The following is a 26,611-nucleotide window of genomic DNA, read 5'->3' on the forward strand; positions in this document are numbered from 1 at the left end:
CCCCCCCCCCCCCCCCCACACCCCCGCGGCCCCCCCCCCGGCCGCCCTGCCGCGCGTCAGGGGACGCGCGGCGGGGTGCGGGCGGACGGTCAGCCGTCGAGGGCAGCCTTGTGGAGCTCGGGGGCCGGGGCGGCCGCCGCGTCGCCGGACGCGGCGCGGGCGGCCGGGATGGCCGCGGCGACGAGCGCGGCGAGCAGGGCGATGCCGCAGCCGATCACCAGACCGGTGCGGAAGCCGTTCTCGGAGGTGAAGGTGTAGCCGCCCACGGTCGTGGTCATCTGGGAGAGGACGACACCGATCACGGCGGCGCCCACCGAGGTGCCGAGCGAGCGCATCAGGGCGTTGAAGCCGTTGGCCGCGGCGGTCTCCGAGAGCGGGACGGAACCCATGATGAGGGCGGGCATCGACCCGTACGCGAGTCCCACGCCGCTGTTGACGACCATGACCGCCAGCATCAGGCCCCAGGCGGTGCCCGTCAGCAGCAGCGACACACCGTACCCGGCGGCGAGCACCACGGCGCCGCAGATCAGGGTGAACTTGGGGCCGCGGGCGTTGGTCAGCTTTCCGCCGAGGGGGGAGACGATCATCATCATGATGCCGCCCGGCAGGAGCCACAGGCCCGCCGCGAGCATCGACTGGCCGAGGCCGTAGCCGGTCGCCTTCGGGAACTGCAGCAACTGCGGGACGACCAGCATCCCGGCGTACATGCCGAAGCCCACGAAGACCGAGGCGAGGTTGGTGATCAGGACCCGGGGCCGGGCCGTGGTGCGCAGGTCGACCAGCGGGTCGCGGGTGCGCAGCTCCCACCAGCCCCAGGTCGCCAGCACGACGACGGCGGCACCGAACAGGCCCAGCGTGGTGCCCGAACCCCAGCCCCAGTCGGCGCCCTTGGACACGGCCAGCAGCAGGCAGACCAGTCCGGCGCCCAGGCCGAGCGCGCCGGGCACGTCGAAGCGCTGGCCCTTGGCGCCGGCGGGAACCTCGGGGATGAAGAACCAGATCAGCACCGCGACGACGGCGGCCAGGCCCGCGGACCCCCAGAACAGCACCCGCCAGTCGGCGTACTGGGCGATGGCGGCCGCGATCGGCAGGCCGAGGCCGCCGCCGATGCCCATGGACGCGCTGACCAGGGCGATGGAGGAGCTGAGCTTCTCCGCGGGGACCACGTCGCGGAGCAGGGCGATGCCGAGCGGCACCATGCCCATGCCCATGCCCTGCAGACCCCGTCCGACGATCATCGGCACGACGGAGGACGACAGGGCGCAGACCACCGAGCCGACCACGAGCGGCACCGAACAGACCACCAGCATGGGCCGCTTGCCGACCAGGTCGCCGAGGCGCCCGAAGACGGGCACGCACACGGCCGCCACCAGGAGGGTGGCGGTGATCACCCAGGCGGCGTTCGAGGACGAGGTGTGCAGGATCTGCGGCAGCTCCCCCAGCAGCGGGGTGACCAGCGTCTGCATGATCGCGGCGGTGATGCCGGCGAGGGCCAGCGTGGCGACCACGCCCCCCGTACGGGCTGTGGGTTGTGGGGCGTTCATGACGGCACTCCTCGCCTGGCGGTCGTACGTTCGGGTAGATGTGCATCGTACATAGGAAGTGCATCGCGCACATGATGTGGCTGGTGCACGCCCTGTGCGAGGATGGCAGCGGGCGCCGCAGACGCACAGCGGCGGCCGGGTGAACGGCAGGAGGCGGAAGCGACATGGGCAGGTCCACCCACGAGGTCGAGTACGAGCAGATGCTCCTCAGCCGCCACGAACTGCTGCGCCACAGGTCCGGAACGCTGGACCGCAGCGCCTACATCCTCCTCAGCCGGATCCGGGTCCAGGGGCCGATGTCGATCGGCGAACTGAGCGAGGCCTTCGCGCTCGACACCTCCACCCTCAACCGGCAGACCGCCGCGGCCATGCGGGCCGGCCTGGTGGAGCGCATCCCCGACCCCGAGGGCGGCATGGCCCGCAAGTTCCGCATCACCGCGCGGGGCGCCGGCCTGCTCGACGAGGAGCGGGACGCCATCATCGGCGGCCTGGACAAGGTCATGGCCGACTGGTCGGACCAGGACATCGCCGCCTTCGCCGGGTACCTCAGGCGCTTCAACACCGACATCGAACGCCTCGCCGGACGGCCCTGGCCCCGCCCCTGACCCGCCGGACGGCGGGCCGCACGGCTCGTCCGGCCCGCACCCGGCCCCCTTCCCCACCGACGCCACAGCTCTGACTTTCATAAATAAATCCAGGTGTTAGCCTGGTTGCGCGGGCCTTCGGGAGCCCGCGCTGTCGAGCCGTGTACGAGCCCTGCCGAGCGGGCGTGTCGCAAAGGAAGCCGAATGGACATCAAGGGATCAGTCGCCCTGGTGACGGGAGCCAACCGAGGGATCGGGCACGCGTTCGCCCGGGCGCTCCTGGAGCACGGCGCGGCGAAGGTCTACGCCGGCGTCCGGGACCCGAGGAGCGTGACCGATCCGGACCTCGTCCCGCTGCGGCTGGACGTGACGGACGAAGCACAGGTGACCGCGGCGGCCGAGGCCGCGGGCGACGTCTCCGTACTGGTCAACAACGCCGGCATCGGCGGCGCCACGAGCGGGCTCCTCTCGGGCGGCCTCGACGGCGCCCGCCAGGCCATGGACGTCAACTACTTCGGCACGTGGGCGGTCTCGCGGGCCTTCGCGCCGGTGCTGGCCCGCAACGGCGGCGGGGCACTGGTGAACATGCTGTCGCTGGCCTCCTGGGTCGGACAGCCGCAGTTCCCCGGCTACGCCGCGTCCAAGGCCGCGCAATGGTCACTGACGGACGCGCTGCGCAAGGGCCTGCACGCCCAGGGCACCCTCGTCGTCGGCGTGCACTGCAGCTTCGTGGACACCGAGCTCAGCGCCTGGACGGACGCGCCGAAGATCAGTGCCGCGAGCGTGGCGGAGCTGACCCTGGAGGCACTGGCCCACGACCGCCTCGAGGTCCTCGCCGACGAACAGACGCGGAACGTCAAGGCGGCCCTCTCCCAGCCCCCCGCCGTACCCGCCGCCTGATCCGGCGCGCGCGCCGAACGGAGCGCACCCGGACGCCGGCCCGGCAGGGTTGTCAGGGTCGTCCTGACAACCCTAGGCTGTCAGGACAACCCTGACGCCATGGGAGTGAAACGTGACGCCCTCCGCCACCCGGGAAGAATTCGCCCACTGCTCCTTCTGCGGCAAGCCGGACCGCGAGGTCCAGAAGCTGATCGCGGGCCCCGGGGTGCAGATCTGCGACGAATGCGTGGCGCTGTCGACCTCGATCATCGACGGCACCCTGGGGACCACGGCCCTGCCGCCCGCACCCCTGTGGGCGTCGCTCACGGACCCGGAGATGCTGGACCACATCCCGCGCGTCGCGGCGCACATCGACCGGGCCGAGGCCGATCTGCGGTCATGGGTACTGGAGTTGCGGCGCCGCGGCGTCACCTGGACCCGGATCGGCGAGGCCCTCGGCATCACCCGCCAGTCCGCGTGGGAACGGTTCTCCGGCGAGGAGTGACCTGTCGGCAGCCCGCCGCCCGTTCCCGCAGCCGGCAGCCCCCGGCCCGCACCTCTGCGTCGTCCCGCCGGAATAGAACCGTCCGGTTGAACGTAATACGGACGTAAAAGCCGCTGGTCGGAGCACCCCGCCGGCGGCGGGACGCGCGGGCTCGCCCGGGAGGCAGGACATGGGCATACGTCGGACGACCCTTCCGGGCATCGGGACGCAGTACGACGTGACCACGCGCGCCGGACGGAACCTGTCGGTGGTGGTGCACCAGGACGGACGACGGTTCCTCGGCTTCTACGAAGCCGAGGATCCCGACGCCTGCGGGATGTCGGTCCCGCTGGAGGCCGAGGAGGCCGCCGGCCTGGCGCGGTTGCTGGACCCGACCCCGCTGGAGGCCGTGCGGACGGACGGCATCGGGCTGGTCACCGAGCAGATCCCGGTCGACTCGAGGTCGCCGTACGCGGGGCGGCCGCTGGGCGACACCCGGGCCCGGACGCTGACCGGGGCCTCCGTCGTGGCGGTGCTGCGGCGGACGAGCGCGCACCCCTCACCGGGCCCGGACTTCCGGCTGGCCATCGGGGACGTCCTCGTGGCGGTCGGCACGCGTGAGGGCGTGGACGCCCTGGCCGCGATCGTGGCGGGGCGCTGAGGATGCACCACACCACCGCGCTGCTCGTCGAACTCGGGGCCGTCATCCTCGGACTCGGCCTCATCGGGCGCCTCGCGGGCCGGATCGGGCTGTCGCCCGTACCCCTGTACCTGCTGGCCGGTCTCGCCTTCGGGCACGGCGGCGTCGTACCGCTGTCGGCGAGCGAGGACTTCATCTCCGTGGGGGCCGAGATCGGCGTGGTCCTGCTGCTCCTGCTGCTCGGCCTGGAGTACAGCGCCTCGGAGCTGGTCGGCAACCTGCGCGCCCAATACCCCTCGGGATTGGTGGACTTCGTCCTGAACGCGGTGCCGGGCGCGGTCGCGGCGCTGCTGCTGGGCTGGGGACCGGTGGCCGCGGTCGCGCTGGCCGGGGTCACCTGGATCTCGTCGTCGGGCGTCGCCGCGAAGGTCCTCACGGACCTCGGCCGGCTCGGCAACCGCGAGACGCCCGTGGTGCTCGGCGTCCTGGTCATCGAGGACCTGGCGATGGCGGTGTACCTGCCGCTGCTGACGACGTTGCTGGCCGGCCTCGGCTTCGCGGCCGGCGGCGTGACGCTGGCGATCGCCCTCGGCACCGTGGGCACGGTGCTGTACCTGGCGTTGCGGCACGGACGGCTGATCAGCAGGGCGGTCTCGTCCGACAACCCCGAGATGCTGTTGCTGGTCGTGCTCGGACTGGCGCTGGTGGTGGCGGGCATCTCCCAGAAGCTGCAGGTGTCGGCGGCCGTCGGCGCGTTCCTGGTGGGCATCGCCCTGTCCGGTGAGGTCGCGGAGGGCGCGGGACGTCTGCTCACGCCGCTGCGCGACCTGTTCGCCGCCGTCTTCTTCGTGTTCTTCGGGCTGTCGACCGATCCGGCGGCCGTCCCGCCGGTGCTGCTGCCGGCGCTGGCCCTGGCGGTGGTCACCGCGGGAACCAAGGTCGTGACCGGTTGGTACGCCGCCCGGCGGGCGGGCGTCCACGCGCGGGGCCGGCTGCGGGCGGGCGGCGCGCTCGTCGCGCGCGGGGAGTTCTCGATCGTCATCGCGGGCCTGGCCGTGGCCGTGGAACCGCGCATCGGACCGCTGGCCACCGCGTACGTCCTGATCCTGGTCGTCGTCGGGCCCCTGGCGGCCCGGTACGCCGAGCCCGCGGTCATCGGGGCGGCCCGGTTGCTGCGGCGGGACGCGTTCGCGCGGCCGGCGGTCGCGGACGCGGTTGCGGACGCGGCCGCGGCCGACGACCTCCTCGCCGTCGATGCCTTCGAGGTGGCGCCGCCCGAGGACCACCCCGCGGGCCGGTGAGGCCGTCATCTCCGCCGGAGATGACAGACATCGTGATCCATCTCCGTCGCCGGGGAAGCAATCGCCGGGCGCGGACGCTGGAGCAGTCATCCGGGCAGCACGAGCAGTCGCCCGCCCGCCGCTCCTCCCGTCCGAACCGCGCCGCCGGTTCCCGTCACGAGAAGGACCCTCGTGTCCCGTCCCCGCATGGCCCGTTGCGCACGGCGTCCGATAACCGCCAAGGCCACCGAGGCCGCCCACGGCGTCCCCGGATGGCTGGTGGCCCTGCTGGCCGTCGCCTCCGGGATGACCGTGGCGAACCTCTACTACGCCCAGCCGCTGCTGGCGTCGCTGAGCCGGGTCTTCCACCTGGGCACGGCGACGGCCGGCGCGCTGATCACCGTGACCCAGATCGGCTACGTGGCGGGGATGGTCCTGCTGGTCCCGCTCGGCGACCGGCTGGAGAAGCGCCGGCTGGTCACGGTCCTGCTGGCCGTCACCACGGTCGCCCTGGCGGTGGCGGGGACCGCCGGCGCCTTCCCGGTGCTGCTCGTCGCGTCCCTGGTCAGCGGTGCCACCTCCGTCGTCGCACAGATCCTGGTGCCGTTCGCCGCGGGCCTCGCGCCCGACCACGCCCGCGGGCGCGTCGTGGGCCGCGTGATGAGCGGGCTGCTCGCCGGCATCCTGCTGTCGCGTACCGTCAGCAGCCTGGTCTCCGACCTCGCCGGCTGGCGCTACGTCTACCTCGGCTCCGCGGTCCTGATGGCGCTGCTGGCCCTGGCGCTGCGCGCCGCCCTGCCGCAGCACGCCCCCACGACCTCCCTGCCCTACTCCCAGGTCCTGCTCTCCACGGCACGGCTGGTGCGGACGCACCCGGCCCTGCGCCGCCGGGCGGTCTACCAGGCGGCCCTGTTCGGCGCGTTCAGCGCCTTCTGGACCACCGTCTCCTTCCTCCTCACCGGCCCGTTCCACTACTCGCAGATCGGCGTCGCGGTCTTCGCGCTCGTCGGCGCGGCAGGCGCCGCGGTCGCCCCGCTGGCGGGCCGCTGGGCCGACCGCAAGCTGGTCCGCCCCGTCACGGGGACCGCCCTCGGCGGCGCGGCCGTGGCCTTCGCCGTGGCGGGCTTCGGGCAGCACAGCATCGTCCTGGTCGCACTCGCCGCGGTCCTGATCGACATGGCCGTGCAGACGACGCTCATCCTCGGGCAGCACACCGTGTACCAGTTGGACGCCGCCGCGCGGTCGCGGCTGAACAGCGCCTTCATCGCCCTCTTCTTCGTGGGCGGCGCGCTCGGGTCGCAGCTCGGCTCGGTGGCCTACCACGCGGCCGGGTGGACGGCGGTCAGCGCCCTGGGGGCGGCGCTCCCCCTGATCGGCCTCGGCTACTGGGCGACGGAGTGGCGGGCCGGCCGCAAGGGCCCGCGGAACCCGGCCGCGCCGCAGCCCTCGGGCTGACCGCCCGCACCGCACCGCCCGCCCTGTCCGTTGCGCTGCGCCCCGGGCAGGGCGGGCGGTCGCGCGCGGCCCAGCGGGAGCACCCGGCCCGGCCCGCACGCCCGGTCACCCGTGTCCCGCGGTGGCCGTGCCGGGGGTGATGTGCCGCAGCAGCGCCTCCACGGCGGGTGCCGGTTCCCCTCCCGGCCGCACCACCATGACCTTCCACGACGGCGCGTGCCGCTCGAACCGGCGTCCGGCGAGGTCGGGGAAGCGGGCGGCGATCGAGGCGGGCATGATGCACACCCCCAGGTCGTGCCGGACCAGCTCGGCCGCGGCGACGATGTCGTTGACCTCGAACACCTGGGTCCGCTCGACGGCGGCGGCCCGGAAGACCCGGTCCACCTCGGCGCGGATCGCCCATCCGGGCGGGAAGTCGACGAAGGGCAGGCGGCGGACCTCCTCGAAGGTCACCACGTCGTCCGCCGCGAAGCCGCGCCCCGGCCGGGAGACCAGGAGCATCCGCTCGCGCGACAGCAGACGCGTCACCAGCCCCCGTTGCTGCTGCCGGTCGAGTGCCACCACGGCGAGGTCCACCGTGCCCTCGCGGAGCGCCTGCCGGATGTCGGCCACGGCCGCCTGCCGCAGGCGGACGGTCACCCCGGGGTGTTCCGCGCGCAGCCGTCCCAGGGCCTGGTGCAGACCGGCCCAGACCCCCTGCATCATGCCGACGGTCACCAGCCCGCGCAGTTCGCCCCGGACCGCGTCGACCGCCGCACGCGCCTCCTCGGCCGCGCGCAGCGCCGCACGGGCGGCGGGCACGAACGCCTCCCCCGCCGGGGTCAGCGACACCCGGTGCGTGGTCCTCTCGAAGAGCGCGCTGCCCAGTTCCCGCTCCAGCGCGCGTACGGTGCCGGACACCGCGGACTGCACGACGTGCAGCCGGTGGGCGGCCGCCGTGAACCCGCCCTCCTCGGCGACCGCGACGACCACTTCCATCTGCCGCAGGTCCATGCGCAGTAGCCGCCTTTCCCTCGGGCCGACCGCCGGCCGGCTCCCTCCGCGGGCGATGATCCACCGCTTCCAGCATCGCACCGCCGGGCCGGCCGGCGGCCGACCCGCGCGGCACGGATCCGGCACCCCCCACAAAATGACCATTCGTCACGGCGTCGCATTTGCCTCAACTGCCTTTTCACCACGCGCCATTCACGTGATCGCAGACGAAGTGACCGAGATCATTCACATGATCGTCGCGCAGATACCACAAATTCACCGAGGCGTTCCGCTCGGTGGCGCCGCAGTACAGGGACAGCTCCCAGGGAGATCGCGTGCGCGCTACACCGGCCGTGGACCCGGCCGCTCCGGCCGGACCCGCGGCAGCCGATGCCGTCACCTTCGGCACCGTCGCGAACGCGCCGACGGACGTGCTCGCAGCGATCGAGGAACAGGCACGGCGGACCCCTGACGCCCCGGCCGTCGTCGACGGGACGGGCACCTCGACCTACGCCGAACTGCTGGACGCCGTCACCCCGCTGGCGCGGGCGCTGCACGCGAACGGGGTCCGCGCGGGGGACCTGGTGGGGCTGTGCCTGCCCCGGGGCCGGGACGCGGTCACGGCGATGCTCGCGGTCCTGCGGGCCGGAGCCGGCTACGTGCCGCTCGACCCGGGCTACCCGGCGGCGCGGCTGGCGGCGATGGTCGAGGAGGCCGCGCCGCGGGTGGTGCTGGTCCCGGCCGGCGGCACGGACGGGACCGTCGGCTCCCTCCCGGCGGGGACGCCGGTCCTCGCGGTGGACGCCGCCGGGACCGCGCCCCTGCCGGGCACGGCCGCGGCGCCGGAGGACCCCGCGTACGTCGTCTTCACCTCGGGCTCGACGGGCCGGCCCAAGGGCGTGGTCGTCCCGCGGCGCGCCCTGACCCACTTCTGCCGGGCGGCCGGGGAACGCTACGGCTTCTCCCCCGCCGACCGCGTGCTGCAGTTCGCCTCGCTCAGCTTCGACGCCAGCGTGGAGGAGATCTTCCCGCCGCTGGCCGCCGGCGCCACGGTCGTCGTCCGGGACGAGGACATGATCAGCCGTCCCGACGTCTTCCTGGACCGCTGCGCCGGACTCGGCGTCACGGTCCTCGACCTGCCGACCGCGTACTGGCACGAGCTCGTCGGCGCGCTGGAGCGCGGCGAGGCGGCGCTCCCCGCGACGGTACGCACGGTGGTCATCGGCGGTGAGGCGGTCCACCCGAAGGCGGTCGCCCGCTGGCAGGCGCTGGCCGGCACCAGGGTGCGGCTGCTCAACACGTACGGCCCCACCGAGACCTCGGTCGTGGCGACCGCCGCCGACCTCACCACGTGGACCGGCCACGGGCCCGTGCCGATCGGCACGCCGCTGTCCGGGGTCACCGTGCGGGTCGCGGCCGAGGACGGTACGACGGCGGCGCCGGGCGAGCCCGGCGAACTGCGCATCGGCGGGGCGGGGGTGGCCACCGGCTACCTCGGGCGTCCCGACCTGACCGCGGACCGCTTCCGCGAGGGACCGGACGGACGGCGGGAGTACCTGTCCGGCGACCGGGTGCGGCAACTGCCGGACGGCGGCCTGGAGTACCTGGGCCGGCTCGACCAGCAGGTCAAGATCCGCGGCTTCCGCGTGGAGCCGGGCGAGGTCGAGAACGCGTTGCGCGAGGTGCGCGGCGTCACGGACGCCGTCGTCCTCGTCGACACCGGTGCGGGCGCGCCGCGGCTCGCGGCCCACCTCGTGACCGGGGACGGAGCGCCGGGCACCGACGCCGTCCGCCGCGAGCTGGCCGCCCGGCTGCCGCACTACCTCGTGCCCGCCGTCTTCTCCGTGCACGCCGCCTTCCCGCTCACCGTGCAGGGCAAGGTGGACCGCGCGGCGCTGGCCGCCATGCCGCCGCCGGTGTCCCCGGTCGCGGAGGACGGCGCCGGGGGCTCGTCGCCCGAGGCGCTCGTGGCCGCCGTGTGGCGGGAACTGCTCGGCGCCGGTGACATCCGCCCCGACGACGACTTCTTCGCCCTCGGCGGCGACTCGCTCTCCGCCATCCGCATGATCAGCCGGCTGCGGCACGCGCACGGCGCCGACCTCACGCTCAGCGCGCTCTACGCGGCGCCGACGCTCGCCGAGGTCGCCGGCGTCCTCCCCGCCGCGGTGCCGGCCGCTGCCGCGCACGACGGGGATGAACCCGCCGAGGAGCCGTCGCGGTTCCCGCTCACCGCGCTGCAGCGGGACTTCTGGATGGCCGAGCAGGTGAGTCCCGAACTGCCGGTGCACACCCTCGGCATCCGCTACCGGTGGGCGGAGCCCGTCCGCCCCGGGCTGCTGCCCCGGTGCCTCGCCGTGCTGGCCGCCCGCCACCCCGCCCTGGTGTCCCGTTTCCCCTACGCCGGCGACGGGCCGGTGACGGACGTCGACCGCTCCGCGACCGTCCCGTACGGCGAGGTCGACCTGCGGGACCTGGCACCGGACGCCGCACGGGCGCGGGCGGCCGAGGAGCGGCGCCGGATCGTGACCGAGCGGATCGACCTGGAGCGCGGCCCGGTGGCGCGCGCGGTGCTGCTGCGGACGCCGGACGGCGACGAACTCCTCCTCGCCGTCCACCACCTGGTCTTCGACGGCTGGTCCGTGGGCGTCCTCGGGGACGCGCTGGCCGAGGTATACGGCGACCTCAGCGCCGGGCGCGAGCCGCGCCGCGCCGCACCCGACCGCCTCTCGCAGGTGGCCCGGCAGGCGACGGCCGCGTCCGGTGACACCGGGCTCGCGGCCTACTGGCGCGACCGCTTCGACGGCGCCGACCTGGACCTGGAACTCCCCGCGGACCGTCCGCGGCCCGGCGTGGCGAGCCACCGCGCGGGCCGGGTCACCCGCGGCCTCGACCCGGGCTCGCTCGCGTTGCTGGACGCGTGTGCCAGGGAACACCGGGTCAGCCTCTTCATGCTCGTCCTGGCGGGTGTGCAGGTCGTCCTCGGCCGGTACAGCGGGCGCAGTGACGTGACGGTCCTGGCCCCGGTGGCGGGACGGGAGGATCCCGCGCTGGACGGCGTGGTGGGCTCCGTCCTCAACATCCTGCCGCTGCGCGGCGACCTGACGGGCGAGCCGAGCTTCGCCGCGCTGCTGGGCCGGGTCCGGGACGCGGTCCTGCGCGACCTGGAGCACCAGGCCCTGCCGCTGCCGGAGATCGCGGCGGCGGTGCGGCGGCCCGGCGCGGGCAGGCACGACCCGCTGAGCCGGGTGAGCGTGACCGTGCACAACACGGCGGCACCGCGCGACCCGCTCGTTTCCTACGCCGGGGACGAGGCCCCCGCCGCGACCATGGCGGACCTGGCGATCGGCCTGGACTTCCCCGCCGGCGGACCGGTCCTGACCGTCGACTACGCGGCCGAACTCTTCGACGCCGAGCGCGTCGAGGCCCTCGTCGACCACCTGCTCACCCTGCTGCACGCCGCGGCCGCCGCACCCGGCACCGAGGTGGGCCGACTGCCGCTGCTCAGCGAGGCCGCGCGCCACACGGTCCTCCACACCTGGAACGACAGCGCCGCCGCAATCCCCCCGGCGCACAGCCTCCAGGAGGTCTTCGAACGCTGCGTCGCACGGCGGCCGGACGCGCCCGCGCTGACCTCGGGCCCGCGGACCGTCAGCTACGACTGGCTCAACCGGAGGGCGAACCGCATCGCCCACCTGCTGCGTGAGCGCGGCGTCCGCCCGGGCGAGCGGGTGGCGATCTGCCTGGACCGCGGGATCGACCTGTTCGCCGCGATGTGGGGCGTCCTCAAGGCGGGCGGCGCCTACGTGCCGCTGGACCCGGCGTACCCGAGCGAGCGGCTGCGCTACATGCTCGAGGACAGCCGACCGGTGGCGCTGGTCACCCGGCTCGACCTCGAGGGCGCCCCGGACGCCCCCGGGGGCACGGCCGTCCTCGCCCTCGACCGTGACGCCGCGCTGGTCGACGCCGCGGCGGACGCCGATCCGGTGCCCGCCGGGACGCCGGACGACCCGGCCTACGTCATCTACACCTCCGGTTCCACCGGCCGCCCGAAGGGCGTGGTGGTGACCCACCGCAACCTGGTGCACGCCGCGGCGATGTGGCAGCGCGCCTACGACCTCGACCCCGACTGGACGTACCAGCAGGCCGCGAGCTTCTCCTTCGACATGTTCGTGGGCGAGACGCTGCGCGCGCACTGCACCGGCGGCCGGCTCGTCGTCGTCCCGCGCGAGACGCTGCTGGACCCGGCGGAGCTGTACGCGCTCATGCGCGACGAGGGCGTCCAGTGCACGGAGCTGGTGCCGGCCGTGCTGCGGGCGCTGCTGGCCCACGCCGAACAGGCCGGGGAGCGGCTGGACTTCGTGCGGCTGCTGATCGGCGGCGGCGAGAAGTGGCAGGTCCGCGAGTACCAGCGGGCACAGCGTCTGGTCGGCCCCGGCAACCGGGTCGTCAACGCGTACGGCGTCACCGAGGTCACCGTCGACAACGTGTACTTCGACGGGGACGTCGACGACCTGCCCGCCGAGGCGCCGCTGCCCATCGGCCGTCCGTTCCCCAACAACCGGGTGTACGTGCTGGACGCGTACGGGGCGCCGGTGCCGCCCGGTGTGGTCGGCGAACTCCACCTGGGCGGCGCCGGGGTGTCGCCCGGCTACCACGAGCGGCCGGAGCTGACCGCGGAGCGGTTCGTCCCCGACCCGTACGCAGCCCCGGACGGCGCGGACGGCGCGGACGCCACCGCGCGCATGTACCGGACCGGGGACAGTGCGCGCTACCGCCGCGACGGCACCGTGGACTTCCTCGGCCGGCTGGACGACCAGGTCAAGGTGAACGGCTACCGGGTGGAGCTCGGCGAGGTCGAGGCGGCGCTCGGTGCGCTGCCCGGCGCGGCGGCCTCCGCGGCCGCGGTGCACACCCTGCCCTCCGGGGCCGCGCAGCTCGTCGGCTACCTCGTGACGGCGCCGGAGGCCGTGCTCACCGAGGCGGCGGTGCGCGAGGCCCTGGCGACCGGGCTGCCCACGCACATGGTGCCCGCGCGGGTGGTGTTCCTGCCGCGGCTGCCGCTCACCCCGAACGGCAAGCTCGACCGGCGCGCCCTGCCGGCCCCGCCCGACGCCTCCGACGCTCCGGCGCGCACCGCTCCACGGAACGCGGCCGAGCGGCGCATCGCGGCGATCTGGGCCGCGACGCTGAACGTGCCGGAGGAGGCCGTCGGCATCGACGACAGCTTCTTCTCCCTCGGCGGGGACTCCTTCGCGGCGCTGCGGATCGTCCGCCAGATCGACCCCGGCCTGGCGCTGGTGGAGCTGTACCGCACCCCGACGGTGCGCGCGCTCGCCGCGCTGCTCGCGGACCGCGCGGAGCGCGGCGAGGAGCAGGGGGCCGAGCCGGCACCGCTGCTGCACCGGCTGTCCGGGCAGGACGCCGATCCGGGCGCGGGCGGCGTCACGGTCGTCGCCGTGCCGTTCTCCGGCGGCAGCGCCGTCGCGTACCGGCCGCTGGCCGAGCAACTGCCGCCGCAGTGGGGGCTGTACGCGGTCGAGCTGCCGGGCCACGACATGAGCAGGCCGGACGACGCGCTGCTGCCGGGCGCCGAGGTGGCCGCCCGGGTGGTGGCGGAACTCGGCGAGGTGAAGGGTCCCGTCCTGTTCTACGGGCACTGCCTGGGCACGGCGGTGACGCTGGAGGTCGCACGCCAGGCGGAGGCCGCGGGCGTCGACGTCGTGGGCGTCGGCCTGGGCGCGAGCTTCCCCACGGCGCGGCTGCCCGGGCGGTTCTTCGACTGGCTGTACCGGCTGTTGCCCACCGACTGGCTCACCTCCGACCGGGAGTACCTCTCCTACCTGCGGGCGCGGGGCGGTTTCACCGACCTCGACGACCCCGAGCAGGAGCAGTTCGTGCTGCGCAACGTGCGGCACGACGCGCGGGACGCCGAGGAGTACTACACCAGGGCCTACCAGGACGCCGCGGCCACCAGGCTGCGGGCCCCGGTGCTCAGCGTGGTGGGCTCCCGGGACCGGGTCACCGAGCTGTACCAGGAACGCCACCACGAGTGGGAGCACTTCGCGGACGACGTCTCCCTGGCGGTGCTGCCCAAGGCGGGCCACTTCTTCGTCAAGACGCACGCCGAACCGCTGGCCCGGACGCTGGTGGAGCACGCCGAGCGGTGGCAGGAGCCACCCGCCGCGCAGGACGCCACACCGCCGGACGGGGCCCGGTCCGCCGGGCGGGGGGTCGCGAACGGGGAGGCCGGGCCGGTTCCGCCGGGCGGGCGGCCGGCGGAACGCGCCGAGGGCGTCAAGGCCGCCAGGGGCACCGAACCGAGCCTGTCCCGGTTCGCCGTCGTGGCACTGGGGCAGTTCCTGTCGATGATCGGCAGCAGCCTCAGCACCCTCGTCCTGAGCATCTGGGTGTACCAGCGCACCGGCTCGATCGCCGACTTCGCGGTGGTCAACGCGGTGGGCATGCTCCCCGGCATCCTCGCCGGGCCGCTGGCCGGCGCGGTGGCGGACCGCTGGAACCGCCGCGTGATCATGCTGACCAGCGACGCGGTGGCGGGCCTGGCGATGGGCGGGCTCGGCCTGCTCGTCCTCGGCCGCGGCCTGGAGATGTGGCAGGTCTACCTGGCCGTGTCGGTCACCTCCGTCGCGGGCGCCTTCCAGCGCCCCGCCTACCTGGCCGCGGTGGCCCAGCTGGTCCCCAAGCGGTACCTCGGCCACGCGAACGGCATCAGCCAGCTCGGCGTGGGGGTGGGGACGGTCTTCGCGCCCATGATGGGCGCCGGGCTGATCGGGGTCATCGGCGTCTCCGGCGTGATCATGATCGACGTGTGCAGCTTCGCGGCGGGAGTCGTGACCCTGCTGGTGGTCCGTTTCCCCGACACCCTCTTCCGCCGCCGCGACGAGTCGTTCGGCAGGGAGATCACCGGCGGCTGGCGCTACATCGCCCGCCGGCCCGGGCTCCGGGCGGCGCTGCGCTTCTTCGTCATCGACCACGCCTTCTACACCCTCGGGTTCGCGGTCATCACCCCCATGCTGCTCATCGAGCAGTCCCCCCTCATGCTGGGCACGGCCCTCGGCGCCGCCGGTGTCGGCGGCCTGTGCGGCAGCCTGGTGATGGGTCTGTGGGGCGGCACGGCCCGCAGGGCGCAGGGCATGATCATCTCGATGGCGGTGGCCAGCCTGGCGATGGTGATGGTCGGCTTCGACAGCCCGGCGCTGATCGTCGCCGGGATGTTCCTGCTGGCCTTCGGCGAGTCCCTGGCCGACGGCCACTGGATCGCCCTCGTCCAGACCAAGGTCGGCCTGGAACTCCAGGGCCGGGTGCTGGCCATCTTCATGACGCTGATGATGCTGACCATGCCGCTCGGCTACCTGGTCGTCGGCCCCCTGGCCGAGCACTACGTGAAGCCGCTCCTGGAGCCCGCGGGCGCCCTGGCTGACACGGTCGGCGTGCTGCTCGGCACCGGGCCCGGCCGCGGACTCGCGCTGCTCGTCGTCGTCAGCGGACTGCTGCAGCTGGGCTGGGCGGCCCGCGGCTGGGCGAACCCCCGGCTGCGCCTGCTCGAGGACGACCTGCCCGACGCCCTGCCCCCGGCGGAACTCGGCGACCTCGACGACCTCCAGGGCCACGCCGACACCCAGCTCGCCGCGGCCCGCGTCTGACACCCCCGCACGCCGGTGCCCGTCACGACCGTGCCGGGCGCCGGAGGCACGTCCCTCCACCACCCCCGAAGGAACCGTCATGCCCACCCCCGCACCGCTGTCCGCCGAAGCGCCCTCGGACGCCTTCGGCACCCCCCTCATCGACGTCTCCGCCCTGGTGCCCGGCGCCCGGGTCCTGGTCAAGGACGAGACGCGTTACGCCTCGGGAAGCCACAAGGAGCCCGCCGCCCGCGCCGTCGTGGCCCGCGCCGTGGCCGACGGCCACCGGCACGTCACCATCGCGACCTGCGGCAACTACGGGCGGGCCATGGCCACGGCCTGCCAGGTCGCCGGCGTGGAGTGCACGGTCGTCCTCCCCTCCGGCTGGAGCGACGGCGGCGAGGCGATGCGCGCCGCCGGCGCCCGCGTCCACCTCGTGGACGGGGCCTACGAGGACGCCGTGGACGAGTCCCGCCGGCTGGCCGCCACCGGGGACTGCGTCGACGGCAACGTGGACGGCCCCTACGTCGAGGCCGTGTTCGAGGGCCACGGCGTGGTCGTGTCCGCGCTGCGGGCCGCGATGCCCGAAGCGCCCGCGGCGATCTGGCTGCCCGTCGGCAACGGCACGACCGCCATCGCGGTACGGCGCCAACTGGAGCTGCTCGGCTGGGACACGGTGATCAACGGTGTCGGCTCGGCCGGCAACAACCCGATGGTGACCTGCTGGCCGGGCCCGTACCGGACCCTGCCGCCGGAGTCCGTCTCCACCACCGACCACAACCAGCCGCTCGTCAACTGGCACGCCCTGCAGGGCGACGAGGCCATGACGGCGATCGCGGCCACCGGCGGCACCGTCCTCGGCGCCGACGACCGGGAGCTCTGCGACGCCCGTGACGCGCTGGCCGGGTACGGCGCCTTCCCGACCGCCGCCGGGGCCGTCGCGCTGGCGGGCCTGCTCCGCACCGCCCGCTCCGAGGGCCTGGTGCCCGGTACGCACGTGGTGGTGCTCAGTGGCCGTTGACCGGCTCCTCCCCGAGCGCGAGAGCGCCCCGCCCGTAGCTCCCGCCGTCCTGTTCGCACGGCTGCGGGTGGCGTCCTCCGACGAGCGGGTCTTCCTCGGCAAGCTGGCCCTCCTGGCGCTCCTCACCTGCGCCGGAGCCGTGCTGGCCGTCCAGCGGAACCTGTGGGCGGCGGGCGCCGGGATCGTCGTGCTCGCGGCCATGTTCACCCACGCCGTCGAGTTGCAGCACCAGTGCCTGCACCACTCCGCCTTCCGGCGCGCGTTCCCCCACCGGTTGGTGGGCGTGCCCCTGGGGATGCCGCTCCTCGTGGTCTACAGCCACTACCGGGTGCGCCATCTGCAGCACCACCGCTACCTGGGCACCCCGCAGGACACGGAGTTCTTCGGCTTCGACACCCGGGGACCGCTGACCTTCCGGGCGCTGCTGCGCGGGCTGCTGGACTACCCGCGCCTGGGCACCGTCGGCGCGGACGTCGTACGCGCGGTCACGGGGCGCTGGACGTACGCGTTCGGGCACGTCGCCCCGGCGATGCGGCGGCGGATCGTGACCGAACACGCCCTGCTGGGCGCGGCGGTGGCGGGCGCGGCCGTCCTGGCGGTCCTCGGCCACGGCGAGTACGTGCTGCGGCTGTGGGTCCTCCCGCTGCTGCTCGCCGTCCCGCTGCACTTCCTGGTGGAGCTGCCGGAGCACCTGCTGTGCGACACGGAGACGACGGACGTGCTGCGCAACACCCGCTCGATCCGCGGCAGTCGGCTGAGCACCTGGTTCACCAACGGCAACAACCTGCACATCGAGCACCACGCGGCGATGACGGTGCCGATCAACCGCCTCGGCGAGCGGCACGAGGAGACGCGCTCGCTGGCCGTGCACGTGGAGCGCAGCTACGCGGACTTCTACCGGATCCTGTGGCGGGCGCTCAGGGACCGTCCCGCGGCTCCGTAGCGCCACGGTGCCCTCCCGGCACCGCCACGAGACACGACGGCCCTCCCCCGCGGCCACGGCCGGAGCGGGGGACGGTCCCGGGGGAGGAAGGGGTTCCGGGTGGACGACGACATCGATCCGCGCGTCGCGCTGTGGGGGCCGGCCTGCGAGGCCGTGGCCAGGCTCCTCAGCCCGCACGCCGAGGTGGTCCTGCACGACGCCGGGGAGGAGCGCGTCCTGGCCGTCTGGAACCCGGTGACGCGCCGCGCCGCCGGGGACCGGGCGCTGCCGGGCGAACTGGGGCCGCCTGCGCGCCCGGCGGACGACGTCGACGGCCCCCGGGAGACGCTGCTCCCCGGCGGCCGACGGGTGTCCTCCGTCAGCGCGGTGCTGCGCGACGCCGACGGCACCGCGTCGGCCGTGCTCTGCGTCCACCTGGACCGCACACCACTGGACCGGGCGGCCGCCGTCCTGGCCGCGTTCGGGGCCCCGGCCGCCGCACCCGCGGAGGAGGCGTCCCTGGAGGAGGGGTGGACCCGGCAGGTGGACCGGGTCATCGCCGCCCGCATCCGCGCCCGGGGCCGCCCCGCCGACCGCCTGGACCGCACGGACCGCCTCGCCGTCCTCGGCGAACTCGAACAGGCCGGGGTCTTCACGAGGCGCGGCGCCGTGCCCGTCGTCGCCGGCGCCCTCGGGACGTCCCGCTCGACCCTCTACGCGCTGCTCGCCGAGCTCAGGGCGGCGGGGGAACGGGCCTGACGGGGCGCGTCGGACGGGTTGGCGGCGCACGCCGTCGATCACTCCCACGTGGCGTTCTCTCCGCGTACGATCACCCGATGGCCGACATGACCGAAACCACGCCCGGCTGGATGTCCACGGACGAGCTGGAGCTGACCCGCGCACGCATGCCGATCCTCTACGTCGACGCCGTGCCCGTGCGGGTCGACGACAGCGGGGAGGTGACCCACATCGGTCTCCTCCTGCGCATCGGACCCGACGGGAGCGTCAGCCGCGCCCTCGTCTCCGGGCGGGTGCTCCACCACGAGCGGGTCCGCGAGGCGCTCGTCCGTCACCTGGAGAAGGACCTGGGGCCGATGGCGCTGCCCCGCATCCCGGTCTCCCCGCAGCCCTTCACCATCGCGGAGTACTTCCCGACGCAGGGCGTGACCCCCTTCCACGACCCCCGGCAGCACGCGGTGTCGCTGGCCTACGTCGTCCCCGTCGCGGGCGACTGCCACCCGCGGCAGGACGCCCTCGACCTGGTGTGGTTCACCCCGCAGGAGGCGTCGTCGCCGCAGTTGCAGCAGGAGATGCAGGGCGGTCAGGGCGTACTGCTCCGGCAGGCCCTCGCACACGTCGGCTGCCTCTCCTGAGCCGCGTGGCGGCCCGGGCGGCCCGCTGTCCGCGCCGCCACGCTTAAGGGATCACCGCCCGGGTACGGGGACGCTCGAGGGGTCCGGCACACCGGTCGCCGGCGCACCCTCCGATCGCACGGGCCCCGCACGCCTCCCGGCCGCGGGCGCCCGTCCCGGGAGGCACCCTGATGAAGCTGTCGTTCCTGCAACCGCTGTTCGACCGGCCGGGCCCGTGGGCGAGCGCCTACCTGGACACCTCCCGCGACGTCGAGGACGCGGACCGGGTCATCGCACGGCGCTGGCGGCGGCTGCGCGACGACCTCACCGCCCACGGCGCCGACCCCGCCACCGTCCACGCCCTGCACGCCGCGGTGGGGATCGACGACGACCTCCCCGGACGGCACGGCCAGGCCCTGTTCGCCACGCGCGGGGAACTGGTCCTGGCGGAGGAACTGCCCGAGCCGCCGGTACGCGACCGGGCCGAGCTCGACGCCCTGCCGGACGCCCTGCCGCTGGTGGTGCAGCGCGCGCCGGACATCCCGTACCTGGCGCTGTTCGTCGGCCGCACCGGGGACGGGGACGGCATCCGGGTCACCGCCCGGACCGGACGCTGGCCGGCCGGACGCCCCGACACGGATCCCGCCGTCCGGCAGACCGTACCGGCGCAGGACTGGCCCCAGGCCGCGCCGCCGCTCGCCGGTGACCTGGCCGACCTCGCCGAACGCGGCGCCGCCGAAGTGCTCGTGCTGGGCCGCGACCCCGATGACCCGCGGACCGCGGACGTGCTGGCCGGCCTCATGCCGGAGCGCCTCGGGAACGCCACGGTCACGGTCGCCGGCGAACCCGGCGGCACGCCCGACGAAGCCGTGCTGGAGGAACACCTCGCCCGCGCGCTGGGCGGCCGGCTCAACACCGCCGACCAGGCCCGGCTGGAGGCGTACCTCGCGCAGCGGACCCGGGACCGCACCGCCTGCGAGGGCACCGCGGCCGTCGTCGCGGCCCTGCGGGACGCGCGGGCCGCGGCCGTCCTGGTCAACGACCCGCCCCCGCCCCCGGACCGGCTCCGGGCGGGGCCGGGGGAACCCGCCGGAGCCGCCCTGCTGCGCGCCGCGGCACGCACCGGTGCGGAGCTCGTCGTGGTGCCCCGCGCGACCCTCGCCCTCGACGACGGCGTCGGTGCCCTGCTGCGCCCGCGCGACCCCGGCGCGTAGCGTCCGGCCCGCGGAATCGGCGGCACCCCCGCCTTGTTGTACCCACAGGTACAACGAGAGGGATGGGGATGGACACCGTCGTGGCGGATCAGCTGCCGGGTCGGCAGTGCCTGCCGGCCCGGGAAGAATGCTGGACGCTCTCCTACCGGGCCGACGCCCCCGCGCAGGCCCGCAGGCTCACCAAGGAAACCCTGCAGCGCTGGAAGGTGTCGGCGGCCACCACCGACGAGGCGCTGCTCGTCGTCTCGGAACTCGTCACGAACGCCGTCGAATACGCCCGGCCGCCGATCGTGCTCCGCCTGGACCACGGACGCGGCAACGGGCAGGTCCGCGTCGAGGTCAGCGACGGCGGACCGGCCGCCTCCATCGGGGAGTGGGCCGCCAGTTGCAGCGACAGCGAACACGGCCGGGGCCTGACCATCGTGGACCAGGTCGCCGCGGCGCACGGCGACCGCTGCGAGTGCGCGACCGGTCGCGCCACGCACTGGGCCGAGCTCGCCCCCGCGGCCTGACCGCCGCGGAGGTCACGTGCTCGTCATCGGCGCGAACGTGAGGCACCCGGGCGACGACGGCATGCGTTCATCCGGAGCCGAGGGGTAGCCGCGTCCCATGCGGACGGAACGGATGCCCCTGGCCCTGACCCATGACCACCTCGTCGGCGCGGTGCCGCTCGTCGTCGGCATCGTGCTGGTGGTGGTGCTCGTCGCGGCCGTGACCTTCGGACGCCGGGTACGCAGGCGGCAGCCGCCACCGGAGGCGCGGCCGCAGCCTCGCGCCGGGTCCTGGCGCACCCGCGGCGAGCACGGCGCCGGGGACCCGCACCGGCGCGGCTGAGCCCCGGCGGCCCGGCCGGCCGGCGTCGGGGGCCCGGGAGGCCGTACGCTCACGCCCGCCGCGACGGGAAAGAACGCCGGTCCGGCGCCCGCCCCACCCGGTGACGGGCGGGGCGGCGTGGCCGGCACCCGCTCAGCCCTGGGCGGTGGGACGTACGACGAGTTCGTTCACGTCGACGTCCGCCGGCCGGTCGATCGCGAAGGCGATGGCGTCGGCGATGGCCGACGCCGGGATCGCGAGCTGCTGGGCGGCCGCGTGGGCGGCGGCCCGGGCTTCCTCCGAGCCGCCCCGCTCAGTCAGCTCGCTCTGCGTGAAGCCGGGGCTGACGACCGTCACCCGCACGTCCCGGCTCTCCTGGCGCAGGCCCTCGGAGAGTGCGGCCACGGCGAACTTGGTGGCGCTGTAGACGGCGGCCGTCGGGTCGACCCGGTGGCCGGACACCGACGACACGTTCACGATGTGCCCGGCCCCCTGCCGCCGCATCACGGGCAGTGCCGCGGCGATGCCGTGGAGCACACCGCGGAGGTTGACGTCGATCATCTGCTCCCACTCGTCGACGCGCAGGTCGGCGAGGAGCGAGAGGGACATCACGCCGGCGTTGTTGACCAGCACGTCGACGCGGCCGTACTCCTCCACGGCGGCGGCGGTGAAGGCACGCACCGAGTCGAGGCTGGTGACGTCCAGCTCGCGGTAAGCGGCGCGCGCGCCGGCGGCACGCAACTCGTCGGTGATCGCGGCCAGGCGCGCGGTGCGCCGGGCGCCGAGGAGCACCGTGTGGCCCTGCAGCGCGAGACGGCGGGCGGTGGCCTCGCCGATGCCGCTGGTGGCACCGGTGATCAGGACGGTCTTCGGGTTCGTCGACATGGTGGTTCCTGCTTCTCGCTTCTCGAAGGTGTGATCACGGCGGCGACCCGCCGCGCCCTCCATCCGACCGCGCTGTCGGAACAGGAGGAAGGGTCCGTGAACCTGGGTGCCGCACACCCACCCGCCGGCATCCGCACGCCGCCCGGCCCCCGGCGCACCGGTGCGCGCGGTTAGCATCGAGGGCATGACACCACCGCGCGACAACGAGCTCGGCGCCTTCCTGCGCGCGAGCCGGGCGCGCGTGGAGCCGGCCGCCGCGGGACTGGCCGCGGGGGGCTCCGGGCGACGCGTCCGCGGGCTGCGGCGGGAGGAGGTCGCCGTGCTCTCGGGGGTGAGCGCTGACTACTACGCCCGCCTCGAGCAGGGCCGCGAACGCAACCCCTCCGCCCAGGTCGTCGACGCCCTCGGCCGGGCACTGAAGCTCACGCCGGACGCCCGCGGCCACCTCCACCAGCTGGCGGGACTCGCCCCCCGGCTCGTGGGCGACGACCTCCCCGGGCGCGTGCACCCCGCACTGCTGCAGCTGCTCGGGGCGTTCCCGCACGCCGCGGCCTACGTCCTCGGCCCGGCCTTCGACGTCCTCGCCGCGAATCCGGTCGCCGAGGCGCTGCTCGCGCCCTTCGGGGCCGAACGGAACATGCCCCGCATCCTGTTCGGGCACCCGCGCGGCGGGGAGGTGTTCACGGACCGGGAACTGCTGCGGCGCAGCACCGTGTACGCGCTGCGGCTGAACGCCGGGCGGTTCCCGGACGACCCCGGCATCACCGGTCTCGTCGCCGAACTGACCCAGTCCTCACGCGAGTTCGCGGCACTGTGGGAGGACCGGACCGTGGGCAGCCTGCCCCGGGCCTTCAAGGTGTTCGTCCACCCCGCGCTGGGGCGGGTCGAGCTGACCTACCAGACCTTCGAAGTGGTCGACGCCCCCGGGCAACTGCTGCACGTGGGAACCCCCGAACCGGGGAGCCCGAGCGAAGCCGCGCTCGCCTCCCTCACCTCCTCCGCCTCCCCCGACAAGCCCCGCTGACCGGCCGCGGCGGCGCGCCGGGCATCGGCAGGGGGTCCGGCACGTCGAAGCCGTCCACGGCCTTCCCCTACGTCCCCGCCGCGGGCTGGGGCACCGCGCTCCGGACGTCCGGGCCGGCGTCCCGCAGGAGGGCCCGGCCCGCGGCGCGGTGCTCCGCGGCGGCGGACGGATCCGTGGCGTCGAGGACGGCCGCGATCCCTTCGTGGGCCTTCGCCTCCTCGGAGCGGTACCCCAGCCGGGGGGCGAGGCCGAGCGCCTGGCGGTGCAGCCGCAGGGCCTCCTCCGGCAGGCCCGCGAGCCGGCAGGTCTCCGCGTACCCGTTGAGGAAGTGGATCTTCCACTGCTCCTCGAAGAGTTCGTCGAGCAGCGCGAACGCCTCGCGGTGGCGGGCCAGCGCCTCCTCGTAGCGGCCCATGCGGCGCAGGGCGACTCCGAGGCAGTTCAGGCACCATGCCTCGTTGTGCCGGTGCCCGTCCTCGCGGGCCAGGGCGAGGGCGTGGTGCAGATGGCCGGAGGCGGCCTCGGGTTCCTCGTGTGCCAAGGCCACCCCGAGGGTGATGAGCGCGGTCAGCGCGGGCGCCCACGCGGGGTCGTCGTGCGGGACCTCCAGCGCCCGGCGGGCCAGAAGCGCCGCTTCCTCGCGGTGCCCCGACTGCAGCACGGCCCAGGCCTCGTAGGCGGTGGCGTGGGCCGTGCCCATCGGGCTGCCGGCGTCCGCGTAGAGCTTCCCCGCCAGCCGGAACAGCTCCAGCGGCTCTTCCACGTACCCCTGGTCCCAGCCCAGGTAGCCGCGCCGCATGGCGAGTTCGGCCTCGGCCGCGACGTCCCCCGTCTCCGCCACGAGCACGGCGGCCGCCTCGTACGCGGCGGCGGCCTCCGCCATCCGTCCCGCGTTGTAGCGCGCGAAGCCCAGGTCGCTGTGCGCCTCGCCCAGTTGCCGCGGATCGCCCAGGCGCCGGGCGGCGGCGAGGGAGCCCTCGAAGAGGACGTTGAGCTGTGTGGTGCCGCAGCGCCGCGCGAAGTACGAGCGCATGAAGCGCGGCAGTTCGCACACGTGCGCGTCGGCCCCGGCGGCGAGGGCGGCCTCGAAGGCGGCCAGCAGGTTGGGGTACTCGGTGCCGAACCAGGCCATGGCGCTGTACTTGCCGCTGAACCGCGGCAGTTCCGCGGGGGCGGGGCCCGCGCCGGGCACGCGGCTGCGGGACAGCAGGGGCATGGTGGCGTCGGCGGCCGCTGCGGCGTGCACGTAGTAGTCGAGCGCCCGCCGCAACGCCCGCTCCCGCTCGGCCGCCGGGTCCTGCTCGGTGGTGGCCCGCAGCGCGTGGCGGTGCACCAGGTCGTGCAGCCGGTAGCGGCCGGGCGCCGGCTGCTGGACCAGGTGCGCGTCGAGCAGGTCCTCGAGCACCGCCCGGACGTCGCGCAGCGGTGTGTCCGCGAGGGCGGCCGCCACGTACTCGTCGAAGCTCGCCCCCGGAAGGAGGCTCAGCAGCCGGAACAGCCGGCGCTGGGTGCGGTCCAGCTGGTTCACGGACATCGCGAACGCCGTGTCGAACTCGGTCGGGCCCTCCGCCATCCGCTCGACGAGGACGCCCACGGTCCAGCCCGGCCGGTGACGCAGCCGCGCCGCCGCCAGACGCAGGGCCAGCGGCAGGTTGCCGCACAGCCGCAGCACCTCGGCCGCCGCCCGCGGGTCGCGGGCCAGCCGCCCCTCGGTGCCGGCGGGCTCGCCGCTGGCACGGGCGAGCAGTTCGGCGCTGTCCTGCGGCGTCAGCACGTCCAGCGAGACCGGCGGCACCTCCTCCAGGCCCAGCAGCCGGTTGCGGCTGGTGATCAGGGCCACGGAGGAGCCCGCGCCGGGCAGCAGGGGGCGGACCTGGTCGGCGTCGGCGGCGTTGTCCAGGACGACGACGGCCCGCCGGTGGGCCAGTTCCGACCGCCAGCAGGCGGCCAGTTGCTCGACGCCCTCCTGCGGGACCCGCTCCGAGGGGACGTCGAGGGCGGCGAGCAGCGCCCGCAGCGCGGGGTCGGGGTCGAGCGGCCTGCGGCCCTCGGTGAAGCCGTGCAGGTCCAGGTAGAGCTGGGCGTCGGGGTAGTCGGCGGCGAGGCGGTGCGCGGCGTGCACGGCCAGGCAGGTCTTGCCGACGCCTGCCATGCCGTCCACGGCGACCACCCGGCTGCCGCCGACCGCGTCGAGCACGGCGGCGAGTTCGGACCGGCGTCCGGTGAAGTCGGGCGCGTCGCGCGGCAGGTCGTTGCGGGGCGGGCGCGGGGCCGACGCGAGCGGCGTCGGGGGATGGACCTGGCGGCTGGTCCTCGGGGGCGCCGGCAGGGGGCTGGAGGACCGTTCCCACAGGGGGCGCAGGGGCCGCGGGTCGCGCTTGACGAGGCGGCAGAGGGCCACGACGGCCGGCCAGGGCGGCACGGTCCGGCCGGCGAGGTAGCGCGACAGCGACGACGAGCTCAGGCCCGTGTCCCGCGCCAGGGCGCGGACCCCGCGCCCGGACAGCTCCTGGAGCATGCGCAGCCGCGCGGCCAGTTCCTCCGGTGCGTCGTCCTCCGCCGTCAGCCGCTGTGCGACCACCCGTCCCCCGCCTTCCTGTCCCACCCCGGACCAACCCGTCGCAGCCGCATCGCCGCTGTACACGGCGGTGCGGGGTGTCCCACGGTGTCCCACCCCCGTCGCCATGGCAAGTCCCGGGCGCTGTCATGGAGTCACGCCCCGGGGAACGGGGCGCCGAACCGGAAGAGGGAGAACCACGATGCAGTCCCGTATGCAGAACCCGGCCATGGTCCTGTCCGGCGCGATGCAGCCCATCCAGGAACTGATCAAGGCCACACACTCCGGCGGGGTCGACGCGCAGACGCTGGAGCTGGTGCACCTGCGGGTGAGCCAGATCAACGGCTGCAGCGCCTGCGTCGACGGCGGCGCCAGGACGGCCCGCAAGGCGGGGGTGGACGACGAGCGCCTGGCCACGGTCGCGGCCTGGCGGGAGGCCCCGTACTTCAGCGAGGAGGAGCGGGCGGCGCTCGCGCTGGCCGAGGCCGCGACACGGCTGGCCGACCGCCCCGACGCGGTCGGTGACGAGGTGTGGGACACCGCCGCCACCTACTTCGACGAGAAGCAGCTGGCCGCGATCGTGCTGATGATCGGCGTGACCAACCTGTTCAACCGGCTCAACGCGACGACCCGGCAGATCGCCGGCGCCTGGGGATGAGGGCGCGCCGTCCGCTCCCGGGCCGCGTCCACGACGCGCCGCCCGGGGCCGGCGTGCCCGGCACGGCCGCACGAACGGGGCGCCCCCGCCCTCGCCTCGCCCGCGGCACCTGTCACACCGCGGAGGGCTGTCCGGTCAAGTGGTAGACGGGTCAACTTCTTCTCGTGTGCCACCGGGCACGACCGACGTCTGAGGAGGCGCGCGATGCTGCACATCGTCAGGGCCGCGTCCGGACTCGGGCAAACACCCGGACACGGCCATGTGGGGTGCTCCCTCGCGCCACGGTGCCCGGACATCTCGGTGTGCCGCGCCACCCCGGCGGACAAGTGGCTGGTCGGGTTCCGGGTCTGCGCGCGGGGACCGATCGCCACCTGGCTCTACTACGTGGTGGACCGCGCGGACGACGCGATGGAGGCGAAGCGGATCGCCATCTCCCTGGCCGGCGACGAGATCGACGCCTCGTGCCTGAGCGGGTACGACGGCATGGCCGACACCGAGATCCGGCTCATCCACGACGACGGGATCGGGCCGCGCCGGCTCCTGCGCTGCTCGTGACGGCGCGGACGCGGCAGCCGCCGGTGCCCCGGACGTGGGTGTCGATCACGATGAGGTCCAGCGCGCCGGAGCGGATCAGCATGTCGGTGATCTCGAGGGCCTGCTCACCGTTGTCCGGCTGGGACAGCAGCA

General features: G+C 74.9%; 21 protein-coding genes and 1 pseudogene. 17 read left to right on the forward strand and 5 right to left on the reverse strand.

Going from position 1 to position 26,611, the window contains the following annotated elements; translation table 11 throughout:
- Positions 1-89: 89 nt before the first annotated feature.
- Entirely contained in the window at positions 90-1,544 is a 1,455-nt protein-coding gene (locus ABZ479_RS39480; RefSeq protein ID WP_500466082.1) for an MFS transporter, read from the reverse strand.
- A 164-nt stretch (positions 1,545-1,708) separates the two neighbouring features.
- Here ABZ479_RS39480 and ABZ479_RS39485 point away from each other — a divergent pair, with 164 nt between their 5' ends.
- From ABZ479_RS39485 to ABZ479_RS39510, 6 genes are all read left to right on the forward strand, one after another.
- On the forward strand, positions 1,709-2,149 hold the full coding sequence (locus tag ABZ479_RS39485; RefSeq protein ID WP_499606779.1) for a MarR family winged helix-turn-helix transcriptional regulator: 441 nt from the start codon (positions 1,709-1,711) through the stop codon (positions 2,147-2,149).
- A gap of 183 nt (positions 2,150-2,332) precedes the next feature.
- On the forward strand, positions 2,333-3,028 hold the full coding sequence (locus ABZ479_RS39490; protein WP_500466083.1) for an SDR family oxidoreductase: 696 nt from the start codon (positions 2,333-2,335) through the stop codon (positions 3,026-3,028).
- A 112-nt stretch (positions 3,029-3,140) separates the two neighbouring features.
- Positions 3,141-3,512 (forward strand): ClpX C4-type zinc finger protein, encoded by a 372-nt coding sequence (locus ABZ479_RS39495; protein WP_500466084.1) that lies wholly within the window; start codon positions 3,141-3,143, stop codon positions 3,510-3,512.
- Positions 3,513-3,681: 169 nt separating this feature from the next.
- On the forward strand, positions 3,682-4,152 hold the full coding sequence (locus ABZ479_RS39500) for a cation:proton antiporter regulatory subunit (protein WP_500466085.1): 471 nt from the start codon (positions 3,682-3,684) through the stop codon (positions 4,150-4,152).
- Between the two features lie 2 nt (positions 4,153-4,154).
- Positions 4,155-5,432, forward strand: coding sequence for a cation:proton antiporter (locus ABZ479_RS39505; RefSeq protein WP_500466086.1), 1,278 nt, complete (start codon positions 4,155-4,157; stop codon positions 5,430-5,432).
- Positions 5,433-5,618: 186 nt separating this feature from the next.
- On the forward strand, positions 5,619-6,866 hold the full coding sequence (locus tag ABZ479_RS39510; RefSeq protein ID WP_500466087.1) for an MFS transporter: 1,248 nt from the start codon (positions 5,619-5,621) through the stop codon (positions 6,864-6,866).
- A gap of 105 nt (positions 6,867-6,971) precedes the next feature.
- Here the strand turns inward: ABZ479_RS39510 and ABZ479_RS39515 are convergent, their stop codons facing one another.
- On the reverse strand, positions 6,972-7,859 hold the full coding sequence (locus tag ABZ479_RS39515) for a LysR family transcriptional regulator (RefSeq protein WP_500466088.1): 888 nt from the start codon (positions 7,857-7,859) through the stop codon (positions 6,972-6,974).
- Positions 7,860-8,173: 314 nt separating this feature from the next.
- On the opposite strand from ABZ479_RS39515, the gene ABZ479_RS39520 reads away from it, so the two are divergent.
- The 8 genes from ABZ479_RS39520 (at position 8,174) to ABZ479_RS39555 (ending at position 20,821) form a co-directional block, all read left to right on the forward strand.
- Positions 8,174-15,499, forward strand: coding sequence for a non-ribosomal peptide synthetase/MFS transporter (locus ABZ479_RS39520; RefSeq protein WP_500466089.1), 7,326 nt, complete (start codon positions 8,174-8,176; stop codon positions 15,497-15,499).
- A gap of 79 nt (positions 15,500-15,578) precedes the next feature.
- Positions 15,579-16,499 carry a pyridoxal-phosphate dependent enzyme gene (locus ABZ479_RS39525; RefSeq protein ID WP_500466090.1) on the forward strand — a complete coding sequence of 307 codons (921 nt, stop codon included), beginning with the start codon at positions 15,579-15,581 and terminating at the stop codon, positions 16,497-16,499.
- A complete protein-coding gene (locus tag ABZ479_RS39530) occupies positions 16,489-17,442 on the forward strand; it encodes a fatty acid desaturase family protein (RefSeq protein ID WP_500466091.1) in 954 nt (317 codons plus the stop codon). The genes ABZ479_RS39525 and ABZ479_RS39530 overlap by 11 nt, the downstream gene beginning before the upstream one ends.
- Before the next feature lie 99 nt (positions 17,443-17,541).
- A complete protein-coding gene (locus tag ABZ479_RS39535) occupies positions 17,542-18,180 on the forward strand; it encodes a PAS domain-containing protein (protein ID WP_500466092.1) in 639 nt (212 codons plus the stop codon).
- 77 nt (positions 18,181-18,257) lie between these two features.
- Positions 18,258-18,794: an NUDIX hydrolase family protein gene (locus ABZ479_RS39540; protein WP_500466093.1), complete on the forward strand. Its 537-nt coding sequence runs from the start codon at positions 18,258-18,260 to the stop codon at positions 18,792-18,794.
- A 170-nt stretch (positions 18,795-18,964) separates the two neighbouring features.
- The gene (locus tag ABZ479_RS39545; RefSeq protein WP_500466094.1) at positions 18,965-19,987 is read left to right on the forward strand and encodes a baeRF2 domain-containing protein; all 1,023 of its coding nucleotides are present in this window, start codon (positions 18,965-18,967) and stop codon (positions 19,985-19,987) included.
- A gap of 62 nt (positions 19,988-20,049) precedes the next feature.
- Entirely contained in the window at positions 20,050-20,499 is a 450-nt protein-coding gene (locus tag ABZ479_RS39550; RefSeq protein WP_500466095.1) for an ATP-binding protein, read from the forward strand.
- Positions 20,500-20,596: 97 nt separating this feature from the next.
- Positions 20,597-20,821: a DUF6479 family protein gene (locus ABZ479_RS39555; protein ID WP_500466096.1), complete on the forward strand. Its 225-nt coding sequence runs from the start codon at positions 20,597-20,599 to the stop codon at positions 20,819-20,821.
- Between the two features lie 132 nt (positions 20,822-20,953).
- Here the strand turns inward: ABZ479_RS39555 and ABZ479_RS39560 are convergent, their stop codons facing one another.
- On the reverse strand, positions 20,954-21,685 hold the full coding sequence (locus ABZ479_RS39560; protein ID WP_500466097.1) for an SDR family oxidoreductase: 732 nt from the start codon (positions 21,683-21,685) through the stop codon (positions 20,954-20,956).
- A 184-nt stretch (positions 21,686-21,869) separates the two neighbouring features.
- On the opposite strand from ABZ479_RS39560, the gene ABZ479_RS39565 reads away from it, so the two are divergent.
- Entirely contained in the window at positions 21,870-22,709 is an 840-nt protein-coding gene (locus ABZ479_RS39565; RefSeq protein ID WP_500466098.1) for a helix-turn-helix transcriptional regulator, read from the forward strand.
- A gap of 67 nt (positions 22,710-22,776) precedes the next feature.
- Here ABZ479_RS39565 and ABZ479_RS39570 read toward each other — a convergent pair whose 3' ends face one another.
- The gene (locus ABZ479_RS39570) at positions 22,777-25,290 is read right to left on the reverse strand and encodes a helix-turn-helix domain-containing protein (RefSeq protein WP_500466099.1); all 2,514 of its coding nucleotides are present in this window, start codon (positions 25,288-25,290) and stop codon (positions 22,777-22,779) included.
- Positions 25,291-25,468: 178 nt separating this feature from the next.
- Between ABZ479_RS39570 and ABZ479_RS39575 the strand changes: the two genes are divergently transcribed.
- Entirely contained in the window at positions 25,469-25,924 is a 456-nt protein-coding gene (locus tag ABZ479_RS39575; RefSeq protein ID WP_500466100.1) for a carboxymuconolactone decarboxylase family protein, read from the forward strand.
- A 204-nt stretch (positions 25,925-26,128) separates the two neighbouring features.
- Complete coding sequence (locus tag ABZ479_RS39580; RefSeq protein ID WP_500466101.1) at positions 26,129-26,479, forward strand: hypothetical protein; 351 nt, start codon at positions 26,129-26,131, stop codon at positions 26,477-26,479.
- A 37-nt stretch (positions 26,480-26,516) separates the two neighbouring features.
- Here ABZ479_RS39580 and ABZ479_RS39585 read toward each other — a convergent pair.
- Positions 26,517-26,611 (reverse strand): annotated as a pseudogene (locus tag ABZ479_RS39585) (hypothetical protein); the annotation flags it as partial.

Source organism: Streptomyces sp. NPDC005722 (genome assembly GCF_040630935.1).
Taxonomy (GTDB): domain Bacteria; phylum Actinomycetota; class Actinomycetes; order Streptomycetales; family Streptomycetaceae; genus Actinacidiphila.